General features: G+C 44.2%; 16 protein-coding genes and 1 pseudogene. 10 read left to right on the forward strand and 7 right to left on the reverse strand.

Features of this window, described 5'->3' with window-relative positions:
• From CWO27_RS19360 to CWO27_RS19380, 5 genes and pseudogenes are all read right to left on the reverse strand, one after another.
• A pseudogene (locus tag CWO27_RS19360) lies at window positions 1–132 on the reverse strand (alpha-ribazole phosphatase); the annotation flags it as partial.
• A 9-nt stretch (window positions 133–141) separates the two neighbouring features.
• Window positions 142–744 (reverse strand): bifunctional adenosylcobinamide kinase/adenosylcobinamide-phosphate guanylyltransferase, encoded by a 603-nt coding sequence (cobU, locus tag CWO27_RS19365; protein ID WP_102433230.1) that lies wholly within the window; start codon window positions 742–744, stop codon window positions 142–144.
• 9 nt (window positions 745–753) lie between these two features.
• Entirely contained in the window at window positions 754–1,560 is an 807-nt protein-coding gene (locus tag CWO27_RS19370; protein ID WP_107899391.1) for an adenosylcobinamide-GDP ribazoletransferase, read from the reverse strand.
• Window positions 1,560–2,606: a nicotinate-nucleotide--dimethylbenzimidazole phosphoribosyltransferase gene (gene cobT / locus CWO27_RS19375; protein ID WP_107899392.1), complete on the reverse strand. Its 1,047-nt coding sequence runs from the start codon at window positions 2,604–2,606 to the stop codon at window positions 1,560–1,562. The genes CWO27_RS19370 and cobT overlap by 1 nt, the downstream gene beginning before the upstream one ends.
• A gap of 43 nt (window positions 2,607–2,649) precedes the next feature.
• Window positions 2,650–3,261, reverse strand: coding sequence for a flavin reductase family protein (locus tag CWO27_RS19380; RefSeq protein WP_102433227.1), 612 nt, complete (start codon window positions 3,259–3,261; stop codon window positions 2,650–2,652).
• Between the two features lie 637 nt (window positions 3,262–3,898).
• On the opposite strand from CWO27_RS19380, the gene CWO27_RS19385 reads away from it, so the two are divergent.
• The 7 genes from CWO27_RS19385 to CWO27_RS19415 all read left to right on the forward strand — a co-directional run bounded on the left by CWO27_RS19385 (window position 3,899) and on the right by CWO27_RS19415 (window position 13,620).
• Window positions 3,899–4,594: an NAD-dependent epimerase/dehydratase family protein gene (locus tag CWO27_RS19385; protein WP_107899393.1), complete on the forward strand. Its 696-nt coding sequence runs from the start codon at window positions 3,899–3,901 to the stop codon at window positions 4,592–4,594.
• A 185-nt stretch (window positions 4,595–4,779) separates the two neighbouring features.
• A complete protein-coding gene (locus CWO27_RS19390) occupies window positions 4,780–6,153 on the forward strand; it encodes an L-cystine transporter (protein ID WP_048611859.1) in 1,374 nt (457 codons plus the stop codon).
• A 314-nt stretch (window positions 6,154–6,467) separates the two neighbouring features.
• Window positions 6,468–7,229 (forward strand): YdcF family protein, encoded by a 762-nt coding sequence (locus tag CWO27_RS19395; RefSeq protein ID WP_107899394.1) that lies wholly within the window; start codon window positions 6,468–6,470, stop codon window positions 7,227–7,229.
• 462 nt (window positions 7,230–7,691) lie between these two features.
• A complete protein-coding gene (locus tag CWO27_RS19400; RefSeq protein WP_102480592.1) occupies window positions 7,692–9,164 on the forward strand; it encodes an aerolysin family beta-barrel pore-forming toxin in 1,473 nt (490 codons plus the stop codon).
• 175 nt (window positions 9,165–9,339) lie between these two features.
• Entirely contained in the window at window positions 9,340–11,619 is a 2,280-nt protein-coding gene (locus CWO27_RS19405; protein WP_107899395.1) for a hypothetical protein, read from the forward strand.
• 4 nt (window positions 11,620–11,623) lie between these two features.
• On the forward strand, window positions 11,624–13,243 hold the full coding sequence (locus tag CWO27_RS19410) for a M91 family zinc metallopeptidase (protein WP_107899396.1): 1,620 nt from the start codon (window positions 11,624–11,626) through the stop codon (window positions 13,241–13,243).
• A 194-nt stretch (window positions 13,244–13,437) separates the two neighbouring features.
• Window positions 13,438–13,620, forward strand: coding sequence for a hypothetical protein (locus tag CWO27_RS19415; protein ID WP_102433221.1), 183 nt, complete (start codon window positions 13,438–13,440; stop codon window positions 13,618–13,620).
• A gap of 273 nt (window positions 13,621–13,893) precedes the next feature.
• Here the strand turns inward: CWO27_RS19415 and CWO27_RS19420 are convergent, their stop codons facing one another.
• Window positions 13,894–14,415 carry a DUF2058 domain-containing protein gene (locus CWO27_RS19420; protein ID WP_004734880.1) on the reverse strand — a complete coding sequence of 174 codons (522 nt, stop codon included), beginning with the start codon at window positions 14,413–14,415 and terminating at the stop codon, window positions 13,894–13,896.
• A 402-nt stretch (window positions 14,416–14,817) separates the two neighbouring features.
• Here CWO27_RS19420 and CWO27_RS19425 point away from each other — a divergent pair, with 402 nt between their 5' ends.
• Both CWO27_RS19425 and CWO27_RS19430 read left to right on the forward strand, forming a co-directional pair.
• Window positions 14,818–16,152 carry a sphingomyelin phosphodiesterase gene (locus CWO27_RS19425; protein ID WP_107899397.1) on the forward strand — a complete coding sequence of 445 codons (1,335 nt, stop codon included), beginning with the start codon at window positions 14,818–14,820 and terminating at the stop codon, window positions 16,150–16,152.
• A gap of 39 nt (window positions 16,153–16,191) precedes the next feature.
• Window positions 16,192–17,142: a chromosome partitioning protein ParA gene (locus CWO27_RS19430; RefSeq protein ID WP_107899398.1), complete on the forward strand. Its 951-nt coding sequence runs from the start codon at window positions 16,192–16,194 to the stop codon at window positions 17,140–17,142.
• Between the two features lie 24 nt (window positions 17,143–17,166).
• Here CWO27_RS19430 and CWO27_RS19435 read toward each other — a convergent pair whose 3' ends face one another.
• Entirely contained in the window at window positions 17,167–18,201 is a 1,035-nt protein-coding gene (locus tag CWO27_RS19435; protein ID WP_107899399.1) for an AraC family transcriptional regulator, read from the reverse strand.
• A 170-nt stretch (window positions 18,202–18,371) separates the two neighbouring features.
• Between CWO27_RS19435 and CWO27_RS19440 the strand changes: the two genes are divergently transcribed.
• On the forward strand, window positions 18,372–19,385 hold the full coding sequence (locus CWO27_RS19440; RefSeq protein ID WP_107899400.1) for a DUF2804 domain-containing protein: 1,014 nt from the start codon (window positions 18,372–18,374) through the stop codon (window positions 19,383–19,385).
• The last annotated feature ends 57 nt before the right edge of the window (window positions 19,386–19,442 follow it).

Raw genomic sequence — 19,442 nt, forward strand, 5'->3', positions numbered from 1 at the left:
AGCAAGCGCCTGACATATCTGTTCTTGAAGCTCAGGGCTCACCAATACATCAGATACACCATTCAGTGCAGCTTTTCCTTCGACTTTGCCATGTCTTAGCAGATAGATGTTTTTGGTTGTTCCATTGACCATGTGCGTGACCTAGGCTTGAGTATCAAGCAAGTGATTGGATGGTTTTAAGCTCAGTGGTAACCCTGCTGCGACCAGAGTGACTCGTTCAACAACGCGAGCTAGTGATTGGTTCATGCGTCCCGCATTGTCTACAAACAAGCGCGACACTTTACCCAGCGGCACGACACCTAAGCCGACTTCGTTAGAGACCATGATAATTTGCGCCGGACTGTGCTCGACGCTTTTGACCAATACTTCAACCACGGCTTCAACCTGTTCATTGGTTGCATCTTCGCCGAGTTCAAAGATGATGTTGTTCAACCACAATGTTAGGCAGTCAATCAACACCACATCTTCTTTCTCAAAAGACTGCAGTTTTTCGGCTAACTCAACGGGTACTTCATGCTCGATCCACTGTTCTCCACGACGTTGTTGATGGTGCGAGATTCGTTCTCGCATTTCGTCATCAAGATACGTCGCTGTCGCAATATAATTGAGGCGTCCATTTGAACATGCTTCAAACGCACATAATGCTTGTTGCTCTGCAAAACTCGACTTACCTGAACGAGCCCCGCCCAATACCAGATAGCTGTTTCGCTGTCTTGTTTGACTAATTTGATTCGTGTTTGTCATAGGAAACCGTTATAGAAAGCCATTGTAAAATGCAGTAATGAATACCAGGTAAATCAATAACTCCATCAATTGCTGTGCTGCCCCCAAACAGTCGCCAGTAAAGCCACCTATTCGAGCCGTTAACCACTTTTTGAAACCTGCTCTGAACAGATAGGCGACGACCGATAAAACCATAGCGAATTCAAGACCAAACCACAGGCTAGGTAGTACGCCCACAAACAATAAAAAGACAAGTTCACCTTTAGTTTGCTTGTTGGCCAATGGCTTACTCTTGCTCGTGTCCAAATCACTGACATAAGGCATGTCGTAAATCAGCGATGCTGCGATCGCTCGGCTAAAGGTGTAGCTCGTCACGATGACCATAAACAACCCAGTCGAGCTGACGAGTTCATGCAGCAGAACCCACTTACCAAGCAATGCCATGATCAGCGCAGACGCACCATATGTACCAATTCGGCTGTCTTTCATGATGGTCAAGCGGCGTTCAAGTGTCATACCGCCACCGATGCCATCCGCCATGTCAGTCAAGCCGTCTTCATGGAAAGCGCCAGTGAGCATTAAGCTGAAACTCATCATCAAGAAGATGGCAATCGAACTCGGTAATACTGTATTAAGCAGCAAGAACACACCGCCACACAACAGACCAAGTAACAAACCAACCGTTGAAAAGTAGCGACCAGAACGATTCATTCGCTCTGTTGAATAAGGCGTGTTCTTTGGCATTGGCAATCGAGAAAAGAAACCCATCGCCAGCGCAAACAGCTCCCATTGATAAGTGACTCGATCTTTCAACGATCCTTCTGGAGTATCACTCATTAAACCGTGACTCCAGCGCTTTCGAAGCTCGCCATGTTGTTATAGAACTCGGCCGCCGCACGAATAATTGGCATCGCCAAAGCTGCACCAGTGCCCTCGCCCAATCTCAACCCAAGATCAAGCAACGGCTCAGCGTCTAGTAGCTCTAACAGAATTTTGTGCCCTGACTCTTCAGAGCGATGTGCAAAAATCATATAGTCACGGCAGTTCGGTTCAATTAAGGTCGCGACATACGCCGCAACCGACACGATAAAGCCATCGACTAATACTGGTGTTCTGTTTTGGTAAGCACCAAGGAAACCACCGACCATTTGAACGATTTCATAACCGCCGACTTGTGCTAGTACCTCTTTAATATCTTTAACTTCAGTCGCATCTAAACCTTTGCAACGCGCAACACCTTGCTCAACCACAGCCACTTTACGTGTAAGCTGTTCATTGTTGATGCCAGTTCCGAGGCCAACACATTCATCTGCAGAGCGATTCGCTAACACACTTAAAATCGCTGACGCGCTGCTGGTATTGCCGATGCCCATTTCACCAAACATGATGATATTAGTGCCATTCGAAATGGTTCTAGATACAAGCTCGCTACCTAGGCCAATCCCACGTTCCACCGTTTCTAAACTCATTGCCGCTTCATTGGCAAAGTTATTGGTTCGCGTACCTAAACGCTGAGAGATCAACATGTCACTGTCAGATTCCACAGGCAACAATATCCCCGTGTCGACTACTGTGATATCGATGTTATTCACCGCACAGAAGCAATTGATCGCCGCGCCACCGCTTAAGAAGTTCAACACCATCTGTTGTGTGACGGCACTTGGAGCAATACTCACACCTTCATCTGCTATGCCATGGTCGCCAGCAAAAATGATGATACTTGGCTTATTTAATTCAATGTGTTCAACCGCAGCTTGTTTGCCTTGGCTCTGAATCAATGCCAGTTGATGTGCGACTTTTTCGAGTAAGCCAAGCGCACCGAGCGGCTTGGTTTTTTGGTCAATACGGTGTTGGATGTACTGCGAGTATTGGGTATCTAACATAGTTTTAAAAACGCTTATTCTGGGTACGGTTTAGTTAGGAAAGCTATTTAGGGCGTGCTACAGAGAACACATTAGAAAGCGTCGCGTATTCACCGCCGCCCAGTCGAGATAAAGGATCAAGTGCTAGTGCATCAATCTTCAAGCGATCGCTCTCTTTATCGATCACACCTTCAGAGATATACACCTGTTCAACTTGAGCAAAGATAAGGCTTTGCGGTACTTCACCGACTTCTTTAACTTCATACAATGTGCAGCCAAAAGCCACGGCGCACTCTTTCACTCTCGGTAAAGAAAAGCCCTCAAATTCAACCAGCTCAATATTATTCGCGGTTACTTCAGAATCACCATGATCGAGAGTGGCAGCTGTTGCCGTCATTATTTCTGCAGAACTTGAAGAGGCGATATGGATCACCAGCTTACCCGTTTCAAGGGCGTTACGAGTGGTATCTTTGATTTCGCCCGTTGGCTTCTTCCCGACCGACAACATCAGTAGCGGTGGATTGCTGGAAACGGGTGTGAAATAAGAGAAAGGCGCTAGGTTGTACTCTTGGTCAGAAGATTCCGTCAATGCCCACGCAATAGGGCGAGGAACAACGGTTTGTGTCATCAGGTGATAAATCTGAGTGGGAGCAAGAGTATCAAGCTTGAAGTTCATAGCACGTCCTTGGTCTATGTGAATTACGACTCAGTTTACGTGTTAAGAAGAGTCGTATCTATGGCTAAGTACTAGAAACCGCAGAGAGTGTTCTTAATTTAGACAGATCACGTTAGTTTTTTCTCAAATTGACAATCAAATTGACGAACCCTATAACACCAACAATTCTGATAATAGATTTATCAATAACTTACATTTTGGCATCGTTTATGCTTTATCTAAAACACTTGTTAATCTCTCCATTGATAAGTACCCATACAGTGAATTCCCACAACACTGACGCTACACAAAGAAACACAAGCGATAGAAATACTCAACAGAACAGCGATTTAGGAGGTGTAATGATTCCGAACTCAAGTAAAAGAAAGCCAAATAAATCAAATAAGAAAACCAGCAAAAAGGTAAGGAAAATCCCACTGTCCTTCACCTAGTAAGCAGCAAAGCAAGTAACAAAGCCCGTCGCCCAGCGGGCTTTGTTATGTTTGAGACTCAACCAATACCGGATTCAGATCCCTACTATATTAAATACGTCATTAGCCACTCAGCATTCGCCCCTCATTTATCAAACTTTTATTCGCTTAAAATTCAAACACTGTTTATATTAAACAAGCACTTGTGAAGCGAGTAAGGGGTTAGGATGAGCATTTCTGGAGACAAAACATCGGTCGTAGTGGCTGGTGCTACTGGGCTAATTGGCCAACATGTGATGAAACTGCTCACCGACGAACCTGCCGTCGAGCATATCTATGCCCTATCTCGAAGAGCACTAAATTCACAGTTTGACTCCAACAAGCTCCACACGCTTATTCACAGCGACCTGCAAGTCACCAGTTGGGACGATAGCCAAGCCACGCCAAATCTTGGCGTTATCTGCTTAGGTACGACTAAGAAAAAGGCAGGATCAAAAGAAGCACTGCGCAAAATCGATGTGGAGCTGGTTAGCCAAGTCGCTCAGTCGATGAAATTTCTTGGGGTTCAACGCGTCGCGGTCGTTTCTAGCTATGGCGCTTCACCAGATTCCTATTCGCACTACCTTCGTTGCAAGGGGCAAATGGAGCAAAACTTAAAACGTATTGGCTTCAAGCAACTTTTCATCGCACGCCCCGGACCGCTGGTTGGTGAGCGTGATGAACCAAGAGCTGATGAAAAACTCCTGCAAAGTGTCTTTCCTCTGCTGTCTCCATTTATGTTTGGTAAGTTCAAAAACCTACGCCCTATTCAGTCGGAAGACGTAGCTAAAGCAATGTTGTTCCGATTATTCGAAAATAATTTCCAAAATATCGAAATTTACTCGTCAAGTGACATGCTCAATTTATTGGCAAAATATCGCTAAAAAGCTCACCTATTCATCACAATGTTGAATATCCACCCATCCTATTGAGTGGATATTACTAATCGTTCTATTAAATTACTTTTCCTTATTTTACGTTTTGTTACAGGTCGCTACTGTAGCTAACAGTATTTGCGCCCATATATCTAAGCGCCCTATCGATTTAAAGAAATTCATAAGGAAAACAAATGTCATTTTCAGCTATCGCTGCCTTAGCGGTATTCACTGGTATCCTCTTCTTTCTCTACGGACAGCAGAAAAAAGAAAACACGTTATCGCGCTTAGTTCTATTAGGTTTAGTTTTTGGTAGTGCTTTCGGCCTTGGTCTTCAGCTGCTATTTGGTGAAGGCAATCCTGTTATTAACGAAACGCTAGACTGGGTAAACATTGTTGGTCGTGGTTACGTTGGCTTACTGAAAATGGTCATCATGCCATTAGTACTAGTTTCAATGATTGCGGCGGTAGTTAAGCTTGAGAAAGGCGGTTCACTGGGCAAGATTTCTGGCATCACCATTTCTGTCCTGCTAGCAACCACAGCAATCTCTGCGATTGTTGGTATTGTTGTTACGCAAGCATTCGGCTTATCTGCGGAAGGCTTAACAGAAGGCGCTCGCGAAACAGCACGTATCGCAACACTAGAAAGCCGCATTGGCAGCGTTTCAGACCTAACAATTCCGCAGATGCTGATTAGCTTTATTCCGACTAACCCATTTGCAGACCTAACGGGCGCTCGCTCTACGTCTATTATCGCAGTGGTTATCTTTGGTGTGCTAACGGGTATCGCTGCTCGTAAAGTGATGGCAGAGAAAGAAGAACTAGAATCTCCAATCCGTACCTTCGTTGAAGCGGCTCAATCTATCGTGATGCGCTTAGTTAAGATGATCATGGCACTAACACCATATGGCATCGCAGCGTTAATGGCGAAAGTAGTGGCAACATCAAGCGCTTCTGACATCTTAAGCCTACTAGGTTTCATCGTAGCGTCTTACGTAGCGATTCTACTGATGTTCGTTGTACACGGTGTGTTGGTTTCTTTTGTTGGTGTGAACCCGAAAGAGTACTTCCAAAAGATCTGGCCAGTACTGACGTTCGCTTTCACGTCTCGTAGTTCTGCAGCAACGATTCCACTGAACGTTGAAGCTCAAATCACTAAGCTTAACGTACCACCAGCGATTGCTAACCTGTCTGCCTCTTTCGGTGCAACGATTGGTCAAAACGGTTGTGCGGGTATCTACCCTGCAATGCTTGCAGTTATGGTTGCACCTACGGTTGGTATTGACCCAATGGACATCAACTTCATTCTGTCTCTGATTGCTATTATCACAGTGAGCTCTTTCGGTATTGCTGGTGTGGGTGGCGGTGCAACATTCGCGGCGCTTATCGTACTGCCAGCGATGGGGCTTCCTGTAACTATCGCAGCACTGCTTATCTCTATCGAGCCACTTATCGATATGGCACGTACAGCGCTTAACGTATCTGGTGCAATGACAGCCGGTACTATCACAAGTCGCCTATTGGGTAAGAAAGACAAGCAACAAGATCTGGAACAAGCGAACGCTTAATTCTGAATCAAACAGCTCGACCAACAAAAAAACCGATGCATGTGCATCGGTTTTTTATTATTACCGTTTTTATATGGAGTGAATTAGATTTAAATAACCCTATTAATTTATATGCCAATATTTAGAAAGGTGTTGTCGAACAATAAACAAGCGATTTTTAGAATGATCTCATTGATAATTGTGTTTAATAGAAAAAATCGTGCATTTGTTCAATAAAACAATGAGTTAGCTATGAACGATTAACATAACTGATATATCATGCACCGCTTCAGTATGTCACATCATTTTGGCACCAGTTCGATAACAGGATCCTCATGAGCTTTATTATACTTTTACTTCTTCTACTCTTCGTTTTCATAACACGCTTACTTCAATGGCGAGCAACTTCCACTTTTTTATCTCTTGTTCTTATATCGTCATTTGTGTTGATTGGTTCAGGTTTTATCCCTCGTTATTTATTAGATGACCTGCAAGCAAATTACGAAAGTAAGCCTGAGATCCAATGGTCGGATAATAATTCGATTGTTCTTCTGGGTGCAGGCACGCAGCTAATTAAAAGCAGACAAGAGTTCGAGCCTGCCTTTTTCTCTTATGGCCGAATCAGCGAAACAGCCAGCCAATATAAAGATTGTTCGGAAACGCAAGCCACTTGCAAAGTGATCATCAGTGGTGGCGATGCACAAAACAACGGTGTCACCGAAGCAGAAGTTTATCAACAACAATTGCTGAGACTTGGCGTTCCGATGGGTGACATCATTCAAGAGCCAAATAGCGTCAACACTTGGAAGAATGCACAGCTTACTAGTGACCTAATGAAGCATCATAAATTCGACAACATTGTACTGGTTTCATCTGGCCTACATATTCGTCGCAGCGAGCTCTACTTCAACCACTTCGGCTTGAATGTTGTTCCAGTGAGAGCCGATTATATGGCGGCTCAAATTTCATGGCTGCCATTGTGGTACAACTTTGCGGTCACAGATTTTGCTATGCATGAACAGATAGGATTTGCTCGTTACAACATCTACAACTTTATGGGCTGGAACAGCAAACGCGAAAAGCCAGGTGATGCGTAATAAGACACTTGCCGATTACCGAGGGCTGCTCTAAGTAAGGTAGTCAAATCACTATAAATGAAAATGCAGCGATAACCCTTGGGTTATCGCTGCATTTTTGTATCTGTTTTGTCTATGTTCTTTACCAACTATGCAAAACAATCAGTATCAACCTGTTTGTTGAACTCGCCACCTTTCATCATTTCATCGAAAGCTTTACACACACCTCAAAAGGTATCCCGTACCTGAGTACGCACCGCTCAATAAAAAAGACAGAGAATAAAGAGAAAAATCTTTATCAAATGATACTTTAATCATTAAATGAGCCTGAAATTAAAGAGAATTTCTTTTCAATTCAATTCAGTATTTTTGCGATCGTTTTATATGACAGAGTACACGCCGCTAGGAGCCCTCGGCTTCAAAATAACACATATAAATAATATCTAATAAAAAAGCCAAACAATGGCAATTAGGAACTCATTAATGTTCAACGTCAGTAAAACTGCGCTCTTTATCGCTGCCACATCATTAACGTCTTATTCTGTTAATGCCAAAATCTATTCAGACCAAGTCGTGTTGGATAACCTCGGTGAAGATATCTGCCGTTCCGATTATCGTCCGCTCAGCAATACAGAAGCTCAAGAACACAAAACCTCCCTACTATCTCGCATGAATGTATGGGACATTATTGGCCTTCAAAATGACTGGGTGATCATGGGGTCTGGCTACCACGGGCTCATCAAACATGGGCAACCAAGCGACAATACTTGGTGCTACCCCAACACCCCAGACGCAGGCCTGCCATACTACGAAGCGCAAGCCATTGAAACGAACAACAACCTTGATGTTCAAAACGCTTTAGTCAGCGACAACACGAACTTTATCAGACCACTGAGTTACTTAGCCCATAACCTGGGTTACGCTTGGGTTGGAGGCGATAGCGCGCGTTATGTGGGTCAAGATATGGCGATTAAACCGCTTAACAATGGTTGGGAGATTAAAGGCAATAACGATGGAAGCTGTGCCGGTGATCGCTGTAATGAGAAGGCAAGCATCACTGTAGATAACTTCGCTTACACGCTCGATAACACATCGTTTTTACACGGCTCTATCACAGAGACCGACCAAGAGCTGATTGAAACCGTCTCGGCTTATGCGATCAATGATGGAGATCAGCCTAAACAAATCATCGTTGACCTTCATTTTCAGCAATCCACACAATGGCGTAAAACACAGCGCTTCGACCTTGCTGATTCAGTCGTCATTGATGAAACCTTTCACTGGCCACAAGTTGGCAAAACAGAGGTAAGAGTCGCGCTAGAAGAAGGCCAACGTTTCTCTGATACCAATAGTGGCGCTCATTTTGAGCCGACGGATCTACAAGCCATCATTACCGTCCCTGCTCATTCCGTGCTGCCTTTTCAAGTCGAGTTCTTACGCTCTACCATCTCTTACCCATACCGTATCAAGACAAACATGAGTTACGACGTGAACTTTACAGGTTTCCTTCGTTATAGCGGCAACGCGCTAAGCTCACACCCAACCAACCGCCCTACTGTCTCACACACCTTCACCATGGGAGCCACCAGCGAAGATCAAGCCAATATCCGTTACCAGTGGGATCACCGCTATATTCCTGGAGAGATGAAATGGTGGGATTGGAGTTGGGCAATCAACACCAATGGCTTGAATAGCATGCAGTACGCCGCAGGTGCCAGTGTGCGTCCTTTCTACACCTATGTTTCAGGCCAGTTTAGTGCGGAGTCACAATATTCTGGAATGATAGATATCGGCGCTGAGCACGCTGCTAATTCATTTGATGTCATAGAGGTATTAACTAACCACACAACCTACTACGCGGGTGATATTAAAGTGGTTACTGATTTTAACCCTGCGACTCTTGCTCGACTTGGGTATGAAGATGCTCAGCTTGTGATAAACCCTTTACAGCAGTAAACAAACTCATATCTCCCCCCTTACCTAAGCTCATCACTCTGGTGGTGAGCTTTTTTTGTAATACCTCTATCAACACAACCAAACCTATCTTGAATCTCAGAAACCAAACAAGGCTCGTACCAGTTGGTGAGAAGCTATCTCGATAGATACAGCTAACTATCCAAAAAGAAATACTATGAAAAACAAAAACACGTTATGGCGGTTCGCTGCGATTATATATAGCCCCATATCTGTCGCATTTTGTCTTAGTGACGACGTCCAAGATACTCAATCATTAGATGCGATTAACCAGAATCGTATAACGTCATGGGCTCGGAACGAAGTTTATTCAGAGCCACAGTTTGGGATTGCACTAGGCGAACTCGAGCAAGATGCTCATACGAACTCTTTTTCGGCAGCTTGGCCACAAACAGAACAAGCACTAGCGAGCGTCCCTCAAACTTTTGAAAGTCCACTAAGCGAACAAAGTCTATTCAGTCGCCTCGGTAAAGCGGGCTCTTCTACGTTGGAAGTTTTAGGGCCAGTTGGAGATGCGGTCGCTGTGGGCTTTTGGCTAGACAACATGGTAAGTACATTCTCTAAGGAATCCTCTACCCGTCTTGATGAAGCCGCTTCTGTTTTTTCCATCATTCCTCTCGTTGGTGACGAGTTAAACCTATTGTCGAATGATATTAAGTACTTCGCAGCGAAAGAAAAAATTGAAGAGTTTGAAAGCCAATCACATTACGTGTTTAGTGACCACTCGTCAGAGTTTTATCGCTTCCATCACAAAAAAGAGGACGCAATTACTCTACTTAACAAATACGACAATCACGTATTACAGAGTGCCAAAATGTATGTCGACCACTTACTTCTTGAAGCTAACACAGAATATCGCCGACTGACCGCTGCATACGATAGGCAACTTTCTAAGCAAATGGCACGCATTGATTTAGAAATGTTGAAATCTATCGCGCATGTATCGCCTGAATCAAATCTGCACCAACCTATATGCCACAACGTTCACTCCTCTTTAACAGAACTAGAACGCTGTATTCGCACTGAAGGGCCCTCACGTATTGGCAATTTAGTTAATAACCTAAACGAAGATGACTACCACGCGCTCGCTTTAAAATTACATAGCAAGAAAAGAGAGCTCGTTGAAATCGCTTTACGCCGACTATCCACGCACAGAATGAACATAGTTAAAAGGCTAATAGAAAGGTCAAAACCTCACGTCGCATCGATCATAACACACAGCAAAATCAACCGAAGTACATTGGAATTTCAAGTCAGGCAAAGTGGACTGAGAGAGTATGCAAACGAAGTTTGGGGACTTGATTATCTCAGTGAAGAGCAACTTAAAACTGCTACCTTACTGATACGCCCAGCCAGAGAATGTTGGGGAGTTCCTGCCATTGTACCAGGAGGCATTAAAGCCTCTGTCGATGCGTGTAAAGACTCTGGTGCATTATACGATACTTACCACCCTAAAAAGGACCCAGAGTTATCAGAAGTGTTGCTAAGAAAGGTTGAACTTAATGTCGAACAGTATATTGCATCAAGAGTTATTGATGGTTGGCCAGCTGGCTTATTTAAAACTCACTTAATCAACACTGCTAACGCCTACATATCAGGCCAGTCGTCGAACAAACTATTTGAAGAGCTCCTGTCCAAGTTAGCAAACCAGGAGGCTCTCCCCTACCAAACGTCTTTCAATGATTACCTAGAGAGCAAAGGAGTTGACAGCTCTGACCCCAATAATCGCAACAGTTGGTATCAGATTAGCCGTTGGTACGAGTTGCTGCTAACAGAACGACCAAGTGGTGGGGTATTAGATCAAATCAAACAATATGAAATTTTTAAACACTTTATTCAGCCTCAATTCAAGATAGCTATTACCCTTTCTTACATACGCTCTCTCAATTACTCAGTACCCTACCCAAGCGTATACTCTGCAGCAAACCTTAGGTTTTATGCCCCTCAAATGGCAGACATACTCGATAACGTGATGTCGCAACCTGGCGCTCACTTTGAGCGAAACTTTCAAAGCGCCATTGACAGCATAACGGAAAAGGCGATGAAAGCGACAAATGCCAACCAACTTCAGTATTTATTGGGCGATCTTTCTCTCTATCTTCAAATCGCACAGCATCAACAGTCAGAATCAAATATATCAACCAACAGTAAACATCAACTGTTCAACAGCACGCTATCACCTCTTCATCTGAGCTACCTATCACAAGACCATCAAGACACCATTGCGTTTCAAATTGGGGAGATCTCTACCCACCAGCTTTGGTCACAACTTGCCGATATCAAGAGCACGTTAAGCCAAGGGGATATTCAAACGGCAGTTACACAACTAGGAGTCATCGTAAAGGAGGATGACTTTACTATGCTTCCACACATCAACCATCTGCTGCTTAGAGAGCTAGAAGATTGGATTGAAATCCAATTGGCACTAGAGGAATAAGTCTATGAAACATAACATTACACGAATCTTCTTGGTCTTGTTGCTGATCATTAATTCAAGCGGTGCATTTGCTGGAAAAGGTTCTGAATTTGGACTCTTTTATGATGATCCAGACGGCGTAAAAGTCATCGAAGGATACAATTCCACGGCTTATGGAAACCTCTATCGCATGTCCAGAAATCTATACGTGCAAACCAAGAGTGACGCCTACCTTGCAGACATGAGCGTGTTAATTCGCAACCTGCAACTATCGCCAACAGGGCGTGAGATTTTGCGACAAATCGCGACCTACGAACCAGTAAATGCACCCGATGATGCTGTTGAACCGTTAGTTGAACATACGGTTGGAGTCGATCAATCAAAGGCCACTGTTGTCACTGTGATCAGGGAGCCTGAAGGCCCAGGCCGACTATTCGAGACAGTACCTTCGATATTCGAAGATCAACAAAAAGCTTCACTGGCATGGCAACGACAATTCAATGGTAAAGGTGTATCGAATACAATACTCTTCTCCACCACAGAAATGGTTAACATTCCAGGAAAGAACACACCATTTGATCAAACTGTCGCTTTAGGACATGAGCTCATCCACGCTCGAGACTTTGCTTCTGGCGCTGTTCCACAAGGCAGTACACCTTTGTCTCATCGACATCCCGACACCAACCAAATCACAGAATATGTCATTCCGAATTATGAGTACCAAACGACAGGAATTACACACTACAACAATGCTGAAAATGGGCGAGATCCTGTAACGGAAATCAGTAGTGCCAGACAATCAATGATCACCCTTCGCGAAGAGATGTATTTCCATTGGAAAGCACTGGGACAAGAAAAGGCTAAGGCGTATTTAAAAAATGAAAAAGTAGTGAGCGAGTTTCATTTGGCTGATGATCTAGGAAAAACGAAGCGCAATACTTATTGGCCAAAAGAGCACTACGACTATCAACCCTATGCCCTTGAAACTAGACCATCTGCAACACCTCAGCATGCCCCTAAATGGGATACCGTAGAAGGAAAGCAAGCTCATATAGAAGTTAAACAAGCACTCCAAAAGTCATTAAGTGAAGGGAACAAGCCAGCGATTGTTATCGTTGACGCTACCGAACAGCGTCTTTCTCAAAGCCTGCAAAACTCGCCAGCGCTTACACGAAGAGGCCTTAGTAACCAAAGTTCCATTTTAAAATACGCAGCTCAGAACGACATTAAAGTGGTCAACCTATACAGTGCCGCGAATGAAACGCCACTGGGCTCGCTAAAGAAACGGAAAAAGAACCTGCTGTATCGAGCAATTTCCGGCCAAAGAACAGGCGAGACACAAGGTTATCGAGATGTTCAGTACAACGAAGGCAACCAAACAGCCCTAACCTCGGCACTGGAAGACAATGACGAAGTGTTAGTGATGGCCTACTCCGACGGCAAAGTAACAACCAATATTATCGACAATCTTTCAGAAAACATGCAAAAACAAGTAGTGGTATCGCGATACGCTAACTTGGATTACCAGCCATCAAACCTCAGCGCAGAAGAAAGCACTGCCTGGAAATCGCTAGGAAGAAAAGACAATGTAAGAATGCTTGGAGGTGGCAGTCGCTCTCGCTTCAATATATGTAGCATCCAATAAAAAAGGCTTAAAAAGCCAGTTTGCCATCAATAAACGTCGTATACAACTGGCCCTTTGTTAGTGATTAACCGCAATAGCAAAGGGCTGGTTTATGACAAATAAACCCGTTGCGTGACTTAAAAATGAAATCACAACGAAACAAAAGTTTGAGTTAATGGGGCCGGTTATACACTGGGATTCCATCAGGAGGATCTATGAAACACTGCCCATCTTGTTCAACTGAACTGGTCGCAAGAGACGATGTACAAATTTGCCCACGCAATGAAATCGGCGACTGCTATTTTGATGGTTATGAGCAATATCAGCTCGAATATCATCAGTTTAAAAACAACCAACAAGACTCAACGTTCGACATCGTAGACATTGTTGCCGATTAGCAGGCCAAAGCCTTAGTCGGTAACCTACTTACCTACTTACCTACTTATCTACTTATCTACTTATCTACTTACCTACCAGTAAAGCGGTCGTAAGTGAGACACTGGCAATGAATTATTTCTCAAATATAGAGACACGACCGGTTCAGATGAGCCCGTAAATAATTCTATGCAGTTGCCAACATTGAAAAAGCCCCGATGCAAGACGCATCGGAGCTTTTAATACTTCTTCACGCCACAAGTAATTGACGAATTAGATAGCGGTTTAGTCGAGGACTACCACATTAGATCATCAGGGATCACGAAGTCTTTGTACGGGTCATCTTCGTCTACTTCATCTGAGCTTGAAGCTTGAGTATCAACGATAGATTCTTCGTCACGCATCGCGATCTTGTTCGCTACTGCAGTAGGGATAACAACATAGCTTTCGCCTTGACGCGCGATACTTAAGATACCTTTACTGAGTTGCTTTTGAGTCAGATCTTCTACGTAAAGATATTTAACTAGCGTACCATCGGTGAAGTTGTATTTGATCTCACCATTCTTCTGTTCGATCTTGTTCATCTCAATCAGTTGCTTCACTTGAGCTTTAATTTCTTTGCTCAACTGTTGTTCTTTCAACTGTTGGTTTAACTCTTTGTCTTTCGCTTGCTGCGCCAGTTTAGTTTCTTCTGCTGCCGCTTTTGCTTCACGAGACTGAACGCGAGACTTTTTAGAGCCCTTCTTCGCCTTCTTTAATTTTTTCTCATTTACCAAGCCAGCTTTAAGCATTTGCTCTTGGAGTGTTAACTTTGCCATGACTTTCCCAGTTCAGGATTAAAAACGACACTATCATACCTGTTTTTGAGGAATCTGTTTACTGAACAATGGCAAAATTTATGCTGATAGAGCAAGGCGGTTAGCGTTATCCCTTATCGTGATTCACAGCATCCATTTCTGGTTATTTCCCGACCTATGATTTCCACGAAAACACACCACTAGTGACTTAGCCTTAAATCCAAATCGTTCTTCTGTTTGTTAGCGTGCGCGCGTATCACTTATCATTCCGACAAAGCAATATGTTAATTATCAATGAGTAATCGAATTTATAAAACTATGGCATATATCTAATATTTGGATAATTCTGATAGAGTTATAACTCCAATGTCATAACTCTTTACTACGTTATTCTTTAAACCAATCAGTAAGGATAACGTGAAAATGAAAACTCAATGGACTTGCCTGAGTGCATTACTTGTATCAGCTTCATTCATCTCAACCTCGGCTATTGCAGATACCGATGTGTACCTGACCAACAACACCAACCAAGTGATGACGATTCAAACCATTCATACTGGTACCGACCTACTTCAGTTAGGTGATGAGTGGCAGCAACATGTTGAACAAATTGGCCCGTGGGAAACCAAAAAGCTGATAAGTTTCAACCGCTGGACAGGCGTGAAGTCCGGTAAGACATACGAGTTTGACACAGTAGTCTCAAATTCTATTGGGGAGAGCGTCACACTTAATCAAATCATGGAAGGACATTGGTACAACTCAACACTGCAACACGGTTTGAGCGCAGCAGACGTCGACTTAACACTGCATGATGATCGTAATATTCACCGTAATTCAACCGATGCTTTTGATGTGAATACGGAGCTTGCCTCCAAAGCTGATAGCACCGCTCGCTACGATGATATTTACTATACCATCACCCCAGAGAAAATCGATGAGCAACCAGAGCCAGATGCCAACATATTGAAAGTGATGACCTACAACATTTGGGCTCTACCCGCTATCGCTTCGCACATCGGCGATCGTTACTACCTCATCCCTCAATACGTTAAGGGCTACGACGTATTGGCGCTTCAAGAAGTGTTTGCCAACGGACGAGATGAGTTCCTGCGTGAACTGGCAAAAGAGTATCCTTACCAAACTAAAATGCTCGATAAAGAAGGCATCAACATCTACGACGGTGGCGTGATCATTGTGAGCCGCTATCCTATCGTCAACGAAGCACAATACGTATTCCCTGATTGTACGGGCACAGATTGTTTCGCTGACAAAGGGGTGAATTACGCTGAGGTCATCAAAAACGGTCAGGCTTACCACGTGTTCGGTACTCACACCGCTTCGTTCGATACGGACACAGCGCGTGACTATCGTCAGCGTCAATTTAGACAGATGCGTGAACTCGCTCAATCACTGAATATACCAACCTCAGAAACGGTGATTTACAGCGGCGATTTCAACGTGAACAAGCTTAAGTTCCCAAGCGACTACCAACAGATGTTCGCCAACCTGCAAGCCGCCGAGCCTGATTACTCCGGTTATACCGCTTCAACTTTTGATCCTCGCATCAATAACTTTGCGGGTGCACCTATGTCGGGTGGTGAGAACGTCGAATACTTGGATTACGTGGTGGTGAGTTCAGAGTATGCACAAAAAGCTCACAACAATAACCGCGTTGATGTTCCTCGCTCTACCAGCAGTGAATTATGGAAGCACTACAACCTTTCAGACCATTTCCCTGTTAGTGCTGTCATCAAGTAACGCGGTGAACGAATAATGCATCGAGTTATATTAATCCTAATGCTCGTCTTAACGGCGAGCATTATTGGCTATTCATGGTCATCAAAATCGATTGAAACACCGCAATCCTCTGTTGAACACACAGAGGCAGAACAATACGTTTCTAAAGCGACAGATGACTATAGCCCCACATCAAACACAGTTGGTTCTTCAGGCAATCCCGTTTCGCAAGGTAAACAAGACCATGCTGACAAGCTGCACGGACAAACGTATGCAGAAAACCTAACTGAACTAGCAGGTAAGGCGCTGCTCAATGAGCTCGAAGAGTTTTGGACGCTTTGCCAACAAGCGGGCAATTGCACAGAACAACTCGCGCAGTTGAAATCTGAGTTACCGATGGAATGGTTTGAGCTATTAAGTAATTACCCAAAGCTCTCGGCCGATTGGCAAGTAAGAGAAAGCACAATACCACTCGAATCCATCGACTCTTTAGAAGCCCGTATTGAACTGTTTAAGCAGTCTGCACAAGAGATTTGGGGAGAGTTAGCCCACCAGCTGTTTGCCGATCAATTTGCGCATTTGAATTTTACGCTTAGTGCAAACACACTTGAGGAAGTCGAAGCGACTGAGTTTGTCTCACACTACCAAGATTTACTCGCTGAGTGGGCAAACAAAACAGGGACATTAAATGCAGAAACTCCGGCTCAACAATACGAGCTTGCTATATCGCTGTTACCAAACAGCTACAGTTCTGCCGAGCTAGCGACCATCAAAGTTGAACTTCAAGAGATATATTTAGATGCAGAACAGGCCGATAATATCGTCGCGCGTGAACAACAAGTGGTGCAACAACAGCAGACTGTGATGACGTATCACGAACAGCTGGATCAATTAAAATCGAGCTTAGACTCTCAACGCTCTGCAAGTCATGCCAATTGGGATACTCAGGAATGGAACAGTTACTATCAACAACAAGTAACTGAATTTCGTGAGCAGTTCTTCAGGAAATAAAGAGAGACAAAAGTTATAACCAGATTAAGTGAGGCCTTTACGAAACTGCGCCGGTGTTTTATTTAGCCAGCTTTTGAATGCTCGTCTAAAATTAGCGGGGTCGCTATACCCTAGCCTTTCACCGATGTCATCGATACTCATTGCTGTGCCGAGTAACAACTCTTTGGCTAATTCGACCCGGACTTCAGTAAGTAAGGCTTGATAACTGGAATTATGAGAAACCAGTTCTCGTCTGAGTGTGCGAGAACTGCAACCAAACTCTAGTGCGAGTTGCTCTATAGTCGGAAAGCTACCTGCGGTTTGATAAAAGATCGTTTTGATCTGATTCGTTAATAGATGTTCAGAGTCCAGAGTCTCCACTATCGACTGGCAAGACGCAAGATAGCGCTTCAGTGTCGCGGCATCATGAGTCAATAAGGTTTGTGATAAAACCGAGGCATCAAAGCGCAGTTCACAATGGCTTTGCTCAAAAATCACCGGGCACTGAAAACGGTCGTCATAGAGCTTGGCGTAGTTAGGGCGAGCATAAGGCAAAGCCAAAGTGTGAATATCCAATTCATGACCAGTCAGTTCTTTGAACAAAGAGACGATTGAACTTAAGAAATATTCACTGCAGAAAGGCAGGAGATCACCCACTTCCAAGGTGTTCTCAATCTGAATCACTGCTTGCTCGGAATCTAGAAACAATTTAACCGAGAAGATAGGACCGTTCAGGCGGAGATATTTAAAGCCCGACTTGATGGCCTCCCCGACATTTTGACTGGTCGATAGCGCATAACCCAACACACCAAAGTGGCTCAGGCTCGCGTGTTTTCCCAACCAAAGCCCTAAGTCATCGTGAGGAAAGTTCTGGTTGGCCGCACTGAAGATGGACAGTTTATCCGCGTAAGTCAGCTTCCCATTGGGGTTTTGCCAATCTAGGCTTTCTAACCCGGCACCAGCAAGTAGCGCTTCAATATCCACGCCTCTTTGCGCCAGTGTATTCAGCAATAACACGACATCCAATGTTCCCAATTGGTGGCGATGCTCCGTTGGCATGTACTCTGCGATAATTTCCAACTAAATCCCCTTATACTGAGCCGATTCCCACGCTCATGACCATACAGATTCGATAACCCACACTGACAGAATCGTGATTGATAACCTGCTCTTGTCCGATTATGACCTCCCAATTTTACGTTACTCGTCGCACAATGTTGTTAATTGTTAAATTTATGTGAACCATCGCAATGATAAAAACAAATCCGGCTCCATACAGTTTGATTGATTCTAATGGTCAGCCGATCATTGGACATTTCGATGGCATCCCCAAACACCTGAACATCGAGAGCTTTGACTACCGAAACTCGATGGATTCAAAAGCAAACTCTTGGCAGAAGCACTTCCACTACAAACAATTCCAATTTGTCAGCATCGTCACCGACACACACATTATTGGTGTCGCTATCGCGGATATTCGCTACTTGGGCTCGGCATTTTGTTATCTGTACGATATTGAAAACAACCATCTAGAAGAGTCATCTTGGTTGAGGCCATTAGGGTTTGATAAACAAGTTACCGCTTCACCATTTGACGGCACGACAAACATTGCAGACCAAAGCATTACCTTTGAGATTGAAGGCGGACAATGGCAAGTTCGCTTGAATACCAAACTCATCAAGGCCGATATCGCTTTACAGCCTGAAGCCGACAACTTGCCCTTGGCGATGTGCAGCCCAACCGGTTATTCAGGTTGGACTTACACCCAAAAGCACAATGCTTTGCGCATCAGCGGCGACATCCAAATCAAAGGAGAATCACTCGTTCTCGAACAAGCTCGTGCCGGTTATGACTTTTCAGCGGGCTACATGAGACGTGAAACCAGTTGGCGCTGGGCAAGTATCAATTCACTTGCCGGACAGAAAAGTATTGGCTTAAACCTCGCGGCAGGCGTGAACGAAACCGGTACTTGCGAGAACGTATTGTGGGTTGATGGCTCTAGACACCTACTTAACCCCGTGCACTTTATGTTTAACCGAGATGATATCGACCACCCTTGGACAATCACATCGCAAGATGGGCGCATCAACCTGACGTTTACCCCTGTTAACCAACGCAGTGAAAAGCTCAATTTATGGGTACTTAAAAGTAACTTCCGACAGTTCGTTGGTCATTTTTCTGGCTCGATTCAAGACAACAATGAAGTGACACATCAACTCGATGATGTTCTTGGCCTAACAGAAGATCACTTTGCTCGCTGGTAGCGAAATTCTGCTGAACACTGAATCTCAGACGACCAAGTCTAAGTAAACTTGATACTA

The organism is Vibrio sp. 10N.286.51.C3, assembly GCF_003050065.1.
GTDB lineage: Bacteria > Pseudomonadota > Gammaproteobacteria > Enterobacterales > Vibrionaceae > Vibrio > Vibrio crassostreae.